Origin of the sequence: Cryobacterium sp. N19 (genome assembly GCF_002929595.1) — a bacterium.
Lineage (GTDB): Bacteria > Actinomycetota > Actinomycetes > Actinomycetales > Microbacteriaceae > Cryobacterium > Cryobacterium flavum.
In genome coordinates this window covers 23,614-36,559 of sequence record NZ_PJJR01000045.1, presented here as the reverse complement: position 1 = coordinate 36,559, position 12,946 = coordinate 23,614, and the positions used below count along the sequence as shown (strand labels likewise).

Annotated in this window: 14 protein-coding genes, 1 tRNA gene and 1 riboswitch; of the genes, 10 read left to right on the top strand and 5 right to left on the bottom strand. The window is 66.5% G+C overall.

Features of this window, described 5'->3' with window-relative positions; all coding sequences use genetic code 11:
* Positions 1-16 precede the first annotated feature (16 nt).
* Positions 17-126: riboswitch (TPP riboswitch) on the top strand.
* Between the two features lie 32 nt (positions 127-158).
* From CXY78_RS04130 to CXY78_RS04110, 5 genes are read left to right on the top strand one after another with little or no spacing between them, the layout of a single operon-like run.
* The gene (locus CXY78_RS04130; RefSeq protein WP_092341144.1) at positions 159-812 is read left to right on the top strand and encodes an ECF transporter S component; all 654 of its coding nucleotides are present in this window, start codon (positions 159-161) and stop codon (positions 810-812) included.
* Between the two features lie 4 nt (positions 813-816).
* Positions 817-2,340, top strand: coding sequence for an ABC transporter ATP-binding protein (locus CXY78_RS04125; protein ID WP_104088209.1), 1,524 nt, complete (start codon positions 817-819; stop codon positions 2,338-2,340).
* Positions 2,341-2,345: 5 nt separating this feature from the next.
* Positions 2,346-3,131 (top strand): energy-coupling factor transporter transmembrane protein EcfT, encoded by a 786-nt coding sequence (locus tag CXY78_RS04120; protein ID WP_174774944.1) that lies wholly within the window; start codon positions 2,346-2,348, stop codon positions 3,129-3,131.
* On the top strand, positions 3,124-3,693 hold the full coding sequence (locus CXY78_RS04115; protein ID WP_233197226.1) for an AAA family ATPase: 570 nt from the start codon (positions 3,124-3,126) through the stop codon (positions 3,691-3,693). Before CXY78_RS04120 ends, CXY78_RS04115 begins: the two co-directional genes overlap by 8 nt.
* A 10-nt stretch (positions 3,694-3,703) precedes the next feature.
* Positions 3,704-3,964, top strand: a complete 261-nt coding sequence (locus CXY78_RS04110; protein WP_092341140.1) for a hypothetical protein — start codon at positions 3,704-3,706, stop codon at positions 3,962-3,964.
* Positions 3,965-3,966: 2 nt separating this feature from the next.
* Here the strand turns inward: CXY78_RS04110 and CXY78_RS04105 are convergent, their stop codons facing one another.
* The 4 genes from CXY78_RS04105 to orn form a co-directional block, all read right to left on the bottom strand.
* Positions 3,967-5,256: a hypothetical protein gene (locus tag CXY78_RS04105; RefSeq protein WP_092341139.1), complete on the bottom strand. Its 1,290-nt coding sequence runs from the start codon at positions 5,254-5,256 to the stop codon at positions 3,967-3,969.
* 24 nt (positions 5,257-5,280) lie between these two features.
* Positions 5,281-5,631, bottom strand: coding sequence for a metallopeptidase family protein (locus tag CXY78_RS04100; RefSeq protein ID WP_092341138.1), 351 nt, complete (start codon positions 5,629-5,631; stop codon positions 5,281-5,283).
* 39 nt (positions 5,632-5,670) lie between these two features.
* A tRNA-His gene (locus CXY78_RS04095) sits at positions 5,671-5,746 on the bottom strand.
* A gap of 43 nt (positions 5,747-5,789) precedes the next feature.
* On the bottom strand, positions 5,790-6,464 hold the full coding sequence (orn, locus tag CXY78_RS04090; protein WP_104088207.1) for an oligoribonuclease: 675 nt from the start codon (positions 6,462-6,464) through the stop codon (positions 5,790-5,792).
* Positions 6,465-6,588: 124 nt separating this feature from the next.
* Between orn and CXY78_RS04085 the strand changes: the two genes are divergently transcribed.
* Entirely contained in the window at positions 6,589-6,807 is a 219-nt protein-coding gene (locus CXY78_RS04085) for a thioredoxin (protein ID WP_233206079.1), read from the top strand.
* Between the two features lie 17 nt (positions 6,808-6,824).
* On the opposite strand, the gene CXY78_RS04080 is transcribed toward CXY78_RS04085, so the two are convergent.
* Positions 6,825-7,583 carry a FadR/GntR family transcriptional regulator gene (locus CXY78_RS04080; protein WP_104088206.1) on the bottom strand — a complete coding sequence of 253 codons (759 nt, stop codon included), beginning with the start codon at positions 7,581-7,583 and terminating at the stop codon, positions 6,825-6,827.
* A gap of 221 nt (positions 7,584-7,804) precedes the next feature.
* Here CXY78_RS04080 and CXY78_RS04075 point away from each other — a divergent pair, with 221 nt between their 5' ends.
* Genes CXY78_RS04075 through CXY78_RS04060 form a run of 4 tightly spaced genes read left to right on the top strand, consistent with a single transcriptional unit; the run spans position 7,805 to position 12,939 of the window.
* Positions 7,805-9,316 carry an ABC transporter substrate-binding protein gene (locus CXY78_RS04075; protein ID WP_104088279.1) on the top strand — a complete coding sequence of 504 codons (1,512 nt, stop codon included), beginning with the start codon at positions 7,805-7,807 and terminating at the stop codon, positions 9,314-9,316.
* A 52-nt stretch (positions 9,317-9,368) separates the two neighbouring features.
* Entirely contained in the window at positions 9,369-10,316 is a 948-nt protein-coding gene (locus CXY78_RS04070; protein WP_104088204.1) for an ABC transporter permease, read from the top strand.
* Positions 10,313-11,173, top strand: a complete 861-nt coding sequence (locus tag CXY78_RS04065; RefSeq protein WP_092341133.1) for an ABC transporter permease — start codon at positions 10,313-10,315, stop codon at positions 11,171-11,173. Before CXY78_RS04070 ends, CXY78_RS04065 begins: the two co-directional genes overlap by 4 nt.
* On the top strand, positions 11,170-12,939 hold the full coding sequence (locus tag CXY78_RS04060; RefSeq protein ID WP_104088202.1) for an ABC transporter ATP-binding protein: 1,770 nt from the start codon (positions 11,170-11,172) through the stop codon (positions 12,937-12,939). Before CXY78_RS04065 ends, CXY78_RS04060 begins: the two co-directional genes overlap by 4 nt.
* Positions 12,940-12,946: the final 7 nt, after the last annotated feature.

Genomic DNA, 12,946 nt, shown 5'->3' with positions numbered 1-12,946 from the left:
GCGGGGCACTAGAATTGAACACGATCACGGGAGTCCGGTACACCGGGCTGAGAGGAAGCTGACCAAGCTTCGACCGTCGAACCTGATCTGGATCATGCCAGCGCAGGGAGGCTTCTCGATCCCGTGCCCTGTATTCACCTACGGAAAGGGCACGAACAGTGCACGCTACAACGACATCATTCAATCAGTCCAGCCGCGACGCATCGACGGCGAAAAAGCCGCGCAACTTTCGCTGGCGCGTCGTCGACATCGTCGTCGCGAGCGTCATTGGCGTGGCGAGCGGCGTCATCTTCTGGGCCTGGGGCCTCGCCTGGTCGCCGCTCAGCGCGATCCTCACGTTCACGCCCGGCCTCGAAGGCCTGTTGGCCGGCGGCTGGTTGTTTGCCGGAGTGCTCGGCGGCCTCATCATTCGCAAGCCCGGTGCGGCCCTCTACACCGAGGTCATCGCGGCCGTCGTGTCGATGCTGATCGGCACCCAGTGGGGCTTCTCCACGCTCATCTGGGGCATCGTCGAGGGCCTCGGCGCGGAGATCGTGCTGGCCCTGTTCTTGTACGCCAACTGGCGTCTCGGCGTCGCCCTCCTCGCCGGCGCCGGCGCCGGCGTGGCCGTTGGGCTGCTCGACACGACCGTCAGCTATGCGGCACTGGATATCGGTTTCAAGGCCGTCTACTTCGTATCCGCCGTCGTATCGGGCACTGTGCTCGCCGGGCTGCTGTCCTGGCTCGCCGTGCGCGGCCTGGCCCGCACCGGCGCGCTCAACCGATTCGCCGCCGGCCGGGAAGGTTCGCGCGCACCCGCCGCGATCAGTTAAGCGGATGCCAGCCCCTTCGTCGCACGCGTCCGCTCGCGGCCCGCAGATTCGGCCCGTGCAGATCGAAGCCCGAGGCTGGGGCTGGCGCCATGCCGGACGCCACAACCAAGCGGTGTCGAGGCTCGACCTGCGGATCGAGCCCGGCGAACGGGTCTTGCTGCTCGGGGCCAGCGGCGCCGGCAAGAGCACCCTGGTGCACGCGTTGGCCGGAGTGCTCGGCGACGCCGAGGACGGCGACGAGACGGGCAGTCTGCTCATTGACGGCAGGCGCGCGGCCGCGGCGCGGGGTCGGGTCGGACTCGTGCTGCAGGACCCGGACTCCCAGGTGGTACTCGCCCGGGTCGGCGACGACGTGGCGTTCGGCTGCGAGAACCTGGCTGTTCCGCGGGCAGAGATCTGGCCGCGCGTGCGGCGTGCCCTTGCCGAGGTCGGTCTGAACCTGCCGCTCGACCATCCCACGTCGAGCCTGAGTGGCGGCCAGAAACAGCGCCTGGCCCTGGCCGGTGTGCTGGCCATGCAGCCCGGACTACTGCTGCTCGACGAACCGACCGCGAACCTCGACCCGGTCGGGGTCATCGAGGTGCGTGACGCCGTCGTGCGCTCTCTCGACCATTCCGGGGCCACCCTCGTCGTCATCGAACACCGCGTTGAGGTCTGGCAGGACGTCGTCGACCGCGTCATCGTGCTCGACCCGACCGGCGGTGCGCTGGCCGACGGGCCGACGCGCGAGATTCTCGCCATCCAGGGCGAGCGGCTGGCTCAGGCCGGCGTCTGGGTGCCAGCCCTGCCACCCCGGTTTCCGGTGCGGCACCCGATCAGCAATCCTCAGAGCCTGTTGCGGGCCGAGGGACTCGCGGTCGGGCGTGTTCCGTTTGGCCGACGCGCGGCATCCGTTGTCGCTGACGGAATCACCCTCTCCGTCGACGCCGGCAGGGCCACCGTCGTGACAGGGCCGAACGGCGCCGGCAAGTCCACCCTCGCCCTGACCCTGGCCGGTCTGTTGAAACCGGCCGGCGGAACGCTGCGCGCGAGCGACAGCCTGGCGGCTGGCATCCCGGCTGAGCCGCACCGGTGGCGCTCCCGGCAGCTGCTCACCCGCATCGGTGCCGTCTTCCAAGACCCCGAGCACCAGTTTCTGGCCGCCACGGTGCGCGGCGACCTGACTATCGGCCCGCACGCCCTCGGACTGAGCCCGGCTGAGCAGACCAGCCGCGTCGACGAGCTCATGCACCGGCTGCGGCTCGACTACCTCACCGACGCCAACCCGTTCACCCTGTCCGGCGGCGAAAAGAGACGGATGTCCGTCGCCACCGTTCTCGCCACCCGCCCTCGCCTGCTCGTGCTCGATGAGCCGACGTTCGGGCAGGATTCCCGCACCTGGCAGGAACTCGTGGGCCTGCTCGCCGAGCTGCTCGACGAAGGCACCGCAATCGTTGCGGTCACCCACGACGCCCAGTTCGTCAGCGCTCTCGCAGATGAGGAGTATCGACTCGGCACGCCGATCACTCTGGGGGTGGCCAAGCCGTGAGCCTGATGACCCCCAGCATCCGCCCCAGCGTGGTTGCCCGCCTCAACCCGGTGGCCAAGCTCGCCGTTGCCCTCATCGTGAGCTGTGCGCTGCTGCTGTCGATCGACTGGGTGTCGGCGGGCGTGGCCCTGCTGCTCGAGGCCGTGCTACTCGCCTGGTGCGGCCTGAGCGCCCGCCATTTCTGGCTGCGCACGGCGCCGGTCTGGATCGCAGCGCCCATGGCATCGATCACGACGATTCTTTACGGTGAAGACTCCGGCGCGCTGCTCTGGCAGTTCGGCTTCATCTCGGTGACCGAGGGCTCCGCCCAGCTGGGTCTGGCCATCGGGCTGAGAGTGCTCGCGATCGGCCTGCCCGGCATCGTTCTGCTTGCCACGACCGACCCGACCGATCTCGCCGACGGCCTGGCCCAGGTACTGCGCCTGCCAGCTCGGTTCGTACTCGGCGGACTGGCCGGGCTGCGACTCGTGGGCATGTTCATCGACGACTGGCATTCGCTCGGACTTGCCCGGCGAGCCCGCGGGGTCGGCGATGGCGGCGGTCTGCGCGGCGCCGCCCGCCGGTTCTTCGGCCCGGCCTTCTCCCTGCTCGTCATCTCGGTGCGACGCGGCAGTAAGCTCGCCACGGCCATGGAAGCCCGCGGCTTCGGCAGCGACGAGCCCCGTACGTGGGCGAGGCCATCGCGCGTTCGGGCAGCGGATGCCGCTCTCGTCGCCATTGGATTTGCCATCGCCGGCATCGCCATCGGCGTCGCGGTGTGGGCAGAGACCTGGAGCTTTATTCTTGCCTGAAGCCAGCCCCAATATCAACTCGTTGCTGGCACCGCTGCTGCGAGCCCTGGCCGCGGCCGGACCGAACCCGGTCGTGCTCCTCGACGGGCCGAGCGGCGCCGGCAAGAGCACCCTCGCCGAGGCCCTCGTGGCCCACTGGCCGGGCGCGAACACGCCGCAGCTGGTGCGGATGGACGACATCTACCCAGGCTGGGACGGCCTCGACGCGGCGGTCGAGCACCTGCACCGGTGCATTCTCCTACCCCGATACAGCGGAAGCCCCGCGGCCTGGCAGCGTTACGACTGGGCCGTGAACGAGCCGGCGGAGTGGCATCCGCTTGACGCCGCCCGACCGCTGATCGTGGAGGGCTGCGGAACCCTCGCCGCCCGGCACGAAGCGCTCAGCGACGTGCGTGTCTGGCTTGCGGCGGACGACGAGCTGCGCAAACGGCGCGCGCTGGGTCGCGACGGCGAAGCCTTTCGAAGCCACTGGGACCAGTGGCAGCAGGAATGGGCCAGCTACCTCTCGCGGGAAACGCCCGAGATTCGGGCAACGGTTCGCCTGCAGGCCACACGGGACTAGATTGGCTTCCATGAGCCCAGACAGTGACACCCCGACCCTGTACATCGCCGAGTTCATCGACGGCCCGCTTGAGGGTCAGATCGATTCCCGCGCGCTCGTGCGGGGAAAACACGCGCCCCGCATCAGCATGGTTGCCGCCGTCGGCGGCCTCGAGTCGGTGTTCTGGTACGACGAGGTCGACGAACGTGACGTGAGCGGGCAACTCCGCGTACGGTACGCCTTCGACCAGGGCGACAGCGACCCCATCGACACCGAGGTTGAGCCGCTGTAGAACTACTGGTCGAGCAGGGCCGTGATCATCACGATCGGATGCAGCAGCCGCCAGCCCGGCCCCGGGTCGGCGATGCCCTGGTCCAGTTTCAGCGCCGCCGAGAGTTTCTCCCCGGCAACGGTGAGCCGCACCTGGCCCACGTTCGCGCCGGTGCGGGCCGTGGCGAAGTCCTTGAGCTCGACCGTTGCGGCCTCGGGAGTCGTGGCCTGCCAGGCGTAGCGGGTGCGCGACACCCCGACCACGGCCGAGGCCTCATCGCCCCACGCCGATTCGAACGTGGCATAGGCATCGCCGGCGGCCAGAACCGGCAGCGGTCCCACGCCAGCCCGCGCGCTCGCCATGAGGGCGGTCAGGTCTGCCGTGAGCGCATCATAGGTCGGCTCACCGATAAACGCACCGGAGAACGTGAAACTTGAGGCGCCGTCACTGACCGTGGCGGTGAACAGAAAGCAGACCCCGGCGGCATCCGTATAGCTGCGCGAAACGCCCGTGATGCCCTCCTCGGGCAAGTACGACGTCGTATTCTGCACTCCGCGACGGTTCGCCAAAGCGGTTGCAGGACTGGCCAGCATCGAAGACACGATCGGGTCGGTCGCGGCCAGGCCGGCGAGGTGGGCCAGATCGGTGGCGGTTCCGGCGCTCGCATCGTGCAGCCCGGTGGCGTCGACGACGGAGGTGCCGGTCAGCCCGTTGTCGGACAGCCAGGCGTTGGCAGCCACTACGTAGGCGTCGACCGAACCGAACGCCCAGCGGGCCACGGTATCGGCGTGATTGTTGCTCGATCCGAGCAGCAGCGCCTGCAGTAGCTCGAGTTCGGCCCACTGCTCGTCGGCGAAGACAGCGACCGAGCGCGCTCCGGCCTTGTCGTAGTCGAGGTAGCTCTGAAAATCGGCGGCCGTGAGCGTCACGATCGGGCCAGACTCGCCCGCCACAATCGGTTTCGCGTCGAGAACGACGAGGGCGGTCACCACTTTGGCAATGGAGGCCAGGGGAAGCGCCTCGGCCGTGCCCGCGACCGCGATCGGCGCCGAAGGTTGCGAACCCTCCGCGCGGGTTGACGTCGTGCCGGACGCGTCGCTGGTCGTGGCGGCGAGAACGGTGATTGCGCTCGCGCCGTTGGCGGGAAGCACCGGGGGAGTGGGTGCCGTGGCCGTGGCGGCGGGCGTGACCGTGAAGGCGGTGACCGGTGGCAGGGGCCCCAGCAGCGTCGCGGGGCCGTAGACGCCGAAACCGAGGATCACCACGGTTCCGACCAGAATGCCAACGAGACGGCCGGGACGGAAGGAGCTCATTCTTCAAGGCTAGACCGCTCGGAGTCAGCCCCAGCCGAGTTCGTGCAGCCTGTCGTCATCAATGCCGTAGAAATGGGCGATTTCATGCACCAGGGTGATGTGAATTTCATCGTGCAGGTCGTCCAGGGTTTCGCAGATCGCCAAAAGCGGCTCACGATACAGCACAATACGATCGGGCATCTCACCAAAGCCGTACTGGCCGCGCTCGGTGAGGGCGACCCCGTCATACAGGCCCAGGATGTTGAGGGTGCCGTCTTCGGGACGGTCTTCGACCACGAAGATTACGTTGTCGAGCCCGTCGACCATGTCGTCGGGCAGAAGATCGAGTTCGTCAACGACGAGGCGCTCGAATGCGGACGCGTCAAGTTGTAACATCGCGGCCTGCCTTCGACGCCCGACAAGCCAGTGTTTCATTGGGGTGAGTAACGGGGATTGAACCCGCGACCTCCTGGACCACAACCAGGCGCTCTGCCAACTGAGCTATACCCACCATGCGTCCCCACGATTTCACGCGGGGCAACTCAGCAATCCTATTACACCTCGGAGGCGAATAAGTGCACAACTTCGGCCGCGTGCGACTTGGCCTCGTCACTGGTCGGGCCCGGGTCGGCCACGAACACCGTCTGACGGTAGTACGCGAGCTCGCGAATTGATTCAAGAATGTCGGCGAGGGCGCGGTGGCCCCCGTCTTTCGCCGGGGCGTTGAAGTACACCCGCGGGTACCAGCGTCGGGCGAGCTCCTTGATTGAGGACACGTCGACGTTGCGGTAGTGCAGCTGGTTGTCAAGGCGCGGCATGTAACGGGTGAGGAAGGCCCGGTCGGTGCCGATGGAGTTGCCGGCCAGCGGAGCCTTTTGCTCGGACGGGATGAACTTCAAGACATATTCGAGAACCTGGAACTCGGCCTCGGCGGCGCTGACGCCGCCCGGAATCTCGGTGATCAGACCAGAGGAGGTGTGCATATTGCGCACGAAGTCGCCCATGTTTTCGAGGGCGGAGTCATTGGGCTTGATGATGATGTCAAGGCCGGGGTCAAGCACATTGAGGTCGTAGTCGGTGATGACGACGGCAATCTCGACGAGTTCGTCGCGGTCCAGGTCGAGCCCGGTCATCTCGCAATCGATCCAAACCAGTCGGTCGGGACTTTTCGACGTCGGGGAGATCGCGGGGGATGGTGTCGGTGCTGTACCAGTCGTGCTGTTCGTCATTCGTCGAGTCTACCGGTGGCCTGCGACAGGGCCTGTAAACTTGAGGGCTACCGATGTTCAACGCACCACCTGCGAGGCCCTGATGGAATTCACACTGTATTCGTCGTCATTTTGCGAACCGTGCATGCAAACGCGAGCGGTCCTCGCCGAGGCGAAACGGCTGGTTCCCGGGGCGACGATGCGCGAGATCGACGTGGCCGGTGAACCCGAGCAGGCCGAGGCGCTGCTCATTCGCAACACTCCCACGGTCATCATCACCAACGGTGCCGGTGCCGAGGTTTTTCGTGCGGCGGGTGTTCCCACCCTCGCGCAGGTGCTCGTCGCGGCCGCCAAGGCGCTCTGACGTTTACGGCTCGTTGGTCACGCTCCCGCTACGCCGCCCTGCACTGCCCGGCCCTCCGGAGAGATCACATCGCCGTAGTACTCGATCACGAATGACCGCGCCAGCCGGCCGGCCATGGGCCCGTCACCCGCGGAGATCGCGGCCAGAATTTCCCGGTCGTGGGCCAGCGACAATTCCATCTTGGCCGCCGAGTCGGGTGAACGATCGAGTCCGCCGGTGACCATGTCGATGAGCGCTCCGCGGGTTGCCTCCCCACAGATCTGCATGAGCTGGTTGTCACTGGCGGCCCACACGCTGGCGTGGAACGCGACATCCGCTCGGCTGAAGGCGACCGGACCGTGCGCGATCTCTGCCTGCATGGCGTCTACGGCGGCGCGCATCGCCTCCAGCTGCTCCTCGGTGCGGTGCTGCGCGGCCAGGGTGCAGGCGGCGTCCTCCAGCATGATGCGAAACTCCACGAGCTCCGACAGTGCGATGGTTTCCAGGCGCACCAAACGGTTCACGGTCTTGGTGAGAATGGCCGGAGACGCTTGCAGAACCTCCGGTCCGCGCGGGTCGCCGGGCCGCGAGCGCACCAGCCCTGTGCTCTCGAGTACGCGCAGCGCCTCCCGGATGGTCGACCGGCTCACTTCGAAGGTGAGCATCAGTTCGCGCTCGCTTGGCAGGCGATCGCCGGGGCGGAGGTCGCGTGTGCTGATGGCTGACTCGATCTGCTCGACGACGCGTTCGTAGGCTTTGACAGTTTTCACGGCGGTAAATGCGGCTTTGCGAGTCATTGGCACTCCCTCGAGGTTGCGACCGGCGTCATAGAACTGGCGCCAATTGAAGCGGTGTCAATATCGGGGTCGATCTTGACGATCTGAGATCTACATGTAAAGCTGACTTTGGTACAGAGTGTACTGGTCTGACCATGTATTTCTCCGGTATGGACAGCACATTTCCACAGTATTTCTGGCCGCTCGTTTTCGGGCCAGCCGAACCAGAGGGGCACGTTCGAATGAGGGCACACACCCGGCGAAGCCTGTTCGCCAGCATTGCCACGGTCATGGTTGCGTCGATGGCCCTGGTCGGTTGTTCCACCGGTTCGACGACCGCCGAGGGGGAGCCGGACACATCGTTGACCGTTGGTCTGCTGGCCACGCCCGGCAACCTCGACTACACCACGACCGCCGGTGCCGCCATTCCACAAGCACTGCTCTACAACGTCTACGAGGGACTGGTGAAACTCGACAACGACGGCACCATCATCCCCTTGCTCGCCACATCCTGGACCGTCAGCGACGACGGCCTGGTCTATGACTTTCTGCTGCACGAGGGCGTGACCTTTTCCGACGGGTCGCCGTTCACGGCCGAGAGCGTCAAGTTCAGCCTGGAACGGGTCAAGGACAACTGGACCGCCAACGGGCCGGCCTACCTTGATCCGATCGCCAGCATCGAGGCCGTCAGCGACACCGAGGCCCGCATCACCCTGTCAAAGCCGAGCAACAGCTGGCTCTTCAATATGACTGGTCCGGTCGGCACGATGTTCACCGAATCCGGAATCGCTGACCTGGCCACGGCCCCGGTAGGCACCGGGCCGTACACGGTCAGCTCGTTCAAAACCGGGGACAGCCTCGTGCTTGCCGCCAACACCGACTACTGGGGCGAGGCCCCCTATATGACCGACGTCACCCTGCGCTACTTCACGGACGCAACAGCGCAGACCAATGCCCTGCTGAGCGGCGACATCAACCTCATCTCGGGCATCTCGCAGTTTCAGCTGGTCGACCAGTTCAAGGCCAACGCCGACTTCCAGGTGCTCGAGGGCGCCAGCACGGGCGAGGTTACCCTGTCGATGAACAACGCGAGCGACGCATTCAGTGACGTTCGGGTGCGGCAGGCGGTCGTGTATGCGATCGACCGTCAGGCCGTCATGGACACGGCGAACAGCGGTTACGGCCTGCTGATCGGCTCCATGGTGCCGCCGACCGACCCCTGGTACGACAAGGGTCTGGCCGATCTGTACCCCTACGACCCCGAGAAAGCCACCGAACTGCTCGACGAAGCCGGAGTCAGCGACCTGACTGTGGCTTTCAAGATTCCCAACCTTCCGTACGCCGTGGCCGGGGCGCAGGTCGTCAAGGACCAGCTCGCCAAGGTGGGCATCACCGCCAACGTGACGGCCCTCGAATTTCCCGCCGTGTGGCTCGATGACGTCTTCTCGGGCCACGACTACGACATGTCGCTCATCATGCACAGTGAACCGCGTGACGTGACGGTCTTCGCCGCCCCCACTTACTACGCGGGGTACAACTCGCCCGAGGTGATGACCAAATTTGCCGAAGCGGATGCCGCCGACCCGGCCACCTACATCGAACTGATGAAGGAGGCCACGACCACCATGGCCGAGGAAGCCGCCGCAGATTGGCTCTATCTGCAGCCGGCCATCTCCCTCGCCGACGCTGACCTGCTCGGGGTGCCCAAGAACACGCCGAGCCTCGCGCTGGACCTGTCGACCATCGCACGATAGGGCGAGGTTGCCGGAACGCGTACGGTTGGTGTGAAACAGTCAGAGGAAAGTTATGGTTCTTGTGGTTCTGCGCCGCATCGGCGTGTTCGCCACCACGGTCGTCGTGGCCTCAATCGTGACGTTTTTGATGCTGTCGATTCTGCCCGGCAACGCCGCACGCATCGCCCTGGGCGTGCAGGCGAGTGAAGCGGATGTTGCAGCGCAAGCCACACTCATGGGTCTCGACCGCCCCGCGATCGTGCGCTACCTGGACTGGTTCGGGCACGTGCTCATCGGCGACTTCGGCACCTCCACTGTGTCGCGTCAGCCGATCGGGCCCGAAATAGCGGATGCCCTCGGCATCACCGTGATCCTGGTGCTGACCAGCGTCGTGCTCGCCCTGCTGTTTGCGATCCCGTTCGGAATCCTGACCGCAGTCAGGCAGCGAAAGCCCGACGGAGCGATTCTCTCCGGCATCAGCCAGATCGGCGTCGCCGTGCCGGGGTTTCTGGCCGGGATGCTGCTCGTCACCGTCTTCGCCGTGACGCTCCGCTGGCTACCGGCGGGCGGCTGGGTTGACCCCGGCGAGGACTTCGGTGGATTCCTCGAGCACCTGATCCTCCCCGCGATCGCCCTCGGCAGTGTGCAGGGTGCCGTGCTCAGCCGCTACGTGCGCTCATCCGTTTTGGAGGTCATGCGGGAAGACTTCATCCGCACCGCCAGGGCCAAAGGCCTCGGCGCGGGGCGGGCACTGTTTCGGCACGGGCTGCGGAACGCTGCCGTTCCGGTGATGACCGTGCTCGGCCTGCAGATTGCCACCCTTTTGGTCGGCGCCGTCGTGATCGAGCGGGTGTTCAGCATTCCCGGCCTCGGCAGCCTGCTGCTCGACAAGGTCGCCCTGCGCGACCTGCCCGCCGTTCAGGGCATCGTGCTCGTACTGGTCGTGTTCGTGCTGGCGCTGAACTTTCTGGTCGACCTCGCCTTCACCGTGATCGATCCCCGACTCCGGAGCGCCACATGACCGCCATCAAGCCAAGGACGCCGACGCGACGTGCTGCCGGTCACAGCGGCCGAGCCACGCTCTGGGCCGGACTCGTGCTCATCGGCCTCGTCGTGCTGGCCGCCGTCGTCTCGGCTTTCTGGACCCCGTTCGATCCCGAAGGCGTCTTCTCCGATTCCATCCTGCGCCCGCCCGGCGCCGAACATCTGCTGGGCACCGACAGTTTCGGGCGAGACGTCTTCAGCTCCATTCTGCGCGGCGCACAGATCTCACTGCTCGTGGGTACGGTCGCGGTCGGGATCGCGGCCGTGCTCGGCGTGCCGTTCGGTATCGTGGCCGGCATGAATCCGGGCCGACTCGACCAGTTCATGATGCGCGGCAACGACATCTCGCTCGCCTTCCCGGCCCTGCTGCTCGCAATCATCTTCGGTGCCATCTTCGGCGCCGGCACCGTCACGGCCATGGTGGCCCTCGGCATCGGCACGGCACCGGCGTTCGCCCTCATCGCCCGCAGCGGCACCATGCAGATCATGAGCCGTGAATACGTGCAGGCCGCCCGCGCCTCGGGCAAGAGCGGCCTCTTCATCGGCATGCGGCACATTCTGCCCAATATCAGCGGCATGCTCATCGTGCAGGCGTCGGTCTCCTTCGGCATCGCCGTTCTCGCCGAAGCAGCCCTCTCCTATCTGGGGCTCGGCACCCCGCCGCCGACCCCGTCGTGGGGCCGCATGCTGCAGGATGCCCAGGGTTATCTGTTCATTGAACCGCTGCTCATCGTCTGGCCGGGAATCGCCATCGCCATCGCGGTGCTCGGCTTCAACCTGCTCGGGGATGGCCTCCGCGATCGCTTCGACCCCAGAATGCAGGTGAATCGATGACCGTGCCTACCCTCAGCGTAAACGACCTACGGGTTGCCTCGCCCTTCGCCGACCTGCTGCACGGCATCAGCTTCGACATCTCCGCCGGCGAACGGGTCGGCCTGATCGGGGAATCCGGGTCGGGAAAGTCGCTCACCGCGACCTCCGTCATGGGGCTGCTGCCGGAAACCCTCACGGCCACCGGCACGATCCGGCTGAACGGGGTCGACGCCGACCTGCTCACCGCGCCCGAACGCCGCCTGAACCAATTGCGCGGCACCACCATGGCCATGGTTTTTCAGGAACCGATGACCGCCCTGAACCCGCTCATGCGGGTCGGCACCCAGGTTGCCGAGATCATGACGGTGCACCACACGGAAACCGGGCGGCGCCAGGCTCGGCAGCGGGCCGTTGAGCTTCTGGCCCTGGTCAAACTACCCAACCCTGCCGAGGCGGCCCTCGCCTTTCCGCACCAGCTCTCCGGCGGGCAACGCCAACGGGTGATGCTAGCGATGGCCATGGCCAACGACCCGCTTTTGTTGCTCTGCGACGAACCGACCACGGCCCTCGACGTCACGGTGCAGGCCGAGGTGCTGAAGCTCATCGGCAACCTCGTCACCGAGCGCGGCACCGCGCTGCTGCTGATCACCCACGACATCGCCGTGGTCGCCGAAGTCTGCCAGCGGGTGCTCGTGATGTACCGGGGCGAGATCGTCGAAGACGGGCCGGTGGGGCGCGTGTTGACCGCGCCGCAGCATCCGTACACGCAAAAACTGATCGCGGCCTCCGACCTCTCCTCGGTCGATGACCGCGGCCGCCTGCACACCATGTCGATGCCGGTCGTCGGCAGGCCACCCGCGGCAGTATCCGCGCCCCGTCAGATTCACACGGATGCCGCCGCCGCGGTAATCCGGCCGCCGCACCGCGCCGTCCACCAGCGCCTCGAGCCGGGCGATCCTCCGGTGATCTTCAACGAGGTGACCGGTGCGCCCGCCATCTCGGTGCGCGACCTCAGCCGGCAGTACCGACGACGCGGCGGCGGACTGTTCGCAACGGCACCCATCGTGCATGGTCTGCGCGACGTGTCCTTCGACGTGGCCGAGGGTCAGCGATTCGGCATCGTGGGGGAGTCCGGCTCCGGCAAATCCACCCTCATGCGCATCCTCTGCGCCCTCGACCAACCGACGACCGGCACGGTCGACGTGCTCGGGCAACCCATCGCGGGAGCCTCCGAACGGCACCTGCGCGACTTTCGCAGCCAGGTGCAGATCGTGTTCCAGGACCCGATGGGGTCCCTCGATCCGCGCATGAAGGTGCGTGACATCGTCGCCGAACCCCTGCGCAATGTCAATCGGGCCGAGGCCCTTGCCCGGGTGGAGGCCCAGCTCAATGCGGTCGGGCTCGACGCCGATGTGATGAACCGGCATCCGCACCAGTTCTCCGGCGGCCAGCGGCAACGCATTTCCATTGCACGGGCCCTCATCACCAGGCCCCGGGTTCTGGTGGCCGACGAGGCGGTCAGCGCCCTCGACGTGTCGGTGCGCGCCCAGGTGCTGAACCTGCTCGCCGACCTGGTCGACGAATACCAGCTCACGCTCGTGTTCGTCTCGCACGACCTCGGTGTTATTCGCCACCTCTGCGACACCGTGGCCGTCATCTCCGACGGTCGCATCGTCGAATGCGGGCCCACCGCCGACGTCTACGACAGTCCGTTGCACCCGTACACGCGCCAACTGGTCAGCGCCACGCCATCCATGGACGAGCTGGCCCGCCGCGTCGCCCCCTGAAGCCGCA

Bases quoted from the DNA above. Each gene is read 5' to 3' on its own strand.
- CXY78_RS04070 (WP_104088204.1), top strand. From the start codon at position 9,369: ATGGTTCTTGTGGTTCTGCGCCGCATCGGCGTGTTCGCCACCACGGTC.
- CXY78_RS04065 (WP_092341133.1), top strand. From the start codon at position 10,313: ATGACCGCCATCAAGCCAAGGACGCCGACGCGACGTGCTGCCGGTCAC.
- CXY78_RS04080 (WP_104088206.1), bottom strand. From the start codon at position 7,583: ATGACTCGCAAAGCCGCATTTACCGCCGTGAAAACTGTCAAAGCCTAC.
- CXY78_RS04075 (WP_104088279.1), top strand. From the start codon at position 7,805: ATGAGGGCACACACCCGGCGAAGCCTGTTCGCCAGCATTGCCACGGTC.
- CXY78_RS04105 (WP_092341139.1), bottom strand. From the start codon at position 5,256: ATGAGCTCCTTCCGTCCCGGCCGTCTCGTTGGCATTCTGGTCGGAACC.
- CXY78_RS04085 (WP_233206079.1), top strand. From the start codon at position 6,589: ATGCAAACGCGAGCGGTCCTCGCCGAGGCGAAACGGCTGGTTCCCGGG.
- CXY78_RS04100 (WP_092341138.1), bottom strand. From the start codon at position 5,631: ATGTTACAACTTGACGCGTCCGCATTCGAGCGCCTCGTCGTTGACGAA.
- CXY78_RS04125 (WP_104088209.1), top strand. From the start codon at position 817: ATGCCAGCCCCTTCGTCGCACGCGTCCGCTCGCGGCCCGCAGATTCGG.
- CXY78_RS04110 (WP_092341140.1), top strand. From the start codon at position 3,704: ATGAGCCCAGACAGTGACACCCCGACCCTGTACATCGCCGAGTTCATC.
- orn (WP_104088207.1), bottom strand. From the start codon at position 6,464: ATGACGAACAGCACGACTGGTACAGCACCGACACCATCCCCCGCGATC.
- CXY78_RS04120 (WP_174774944.1), top strand. From the start codon at position 2,346: ATGACCCCCAGCATCCGCCCCAGCGTGGTTGCCCGCCTCAACCCGGTG.
- CXY78_RS04060 (WP_104088202.1), top strand. From the start codon at position 11,170: ATGACCGTGCCTACCCTCAGCGTAAACGACCTACGGGTTGCCTCGCCC.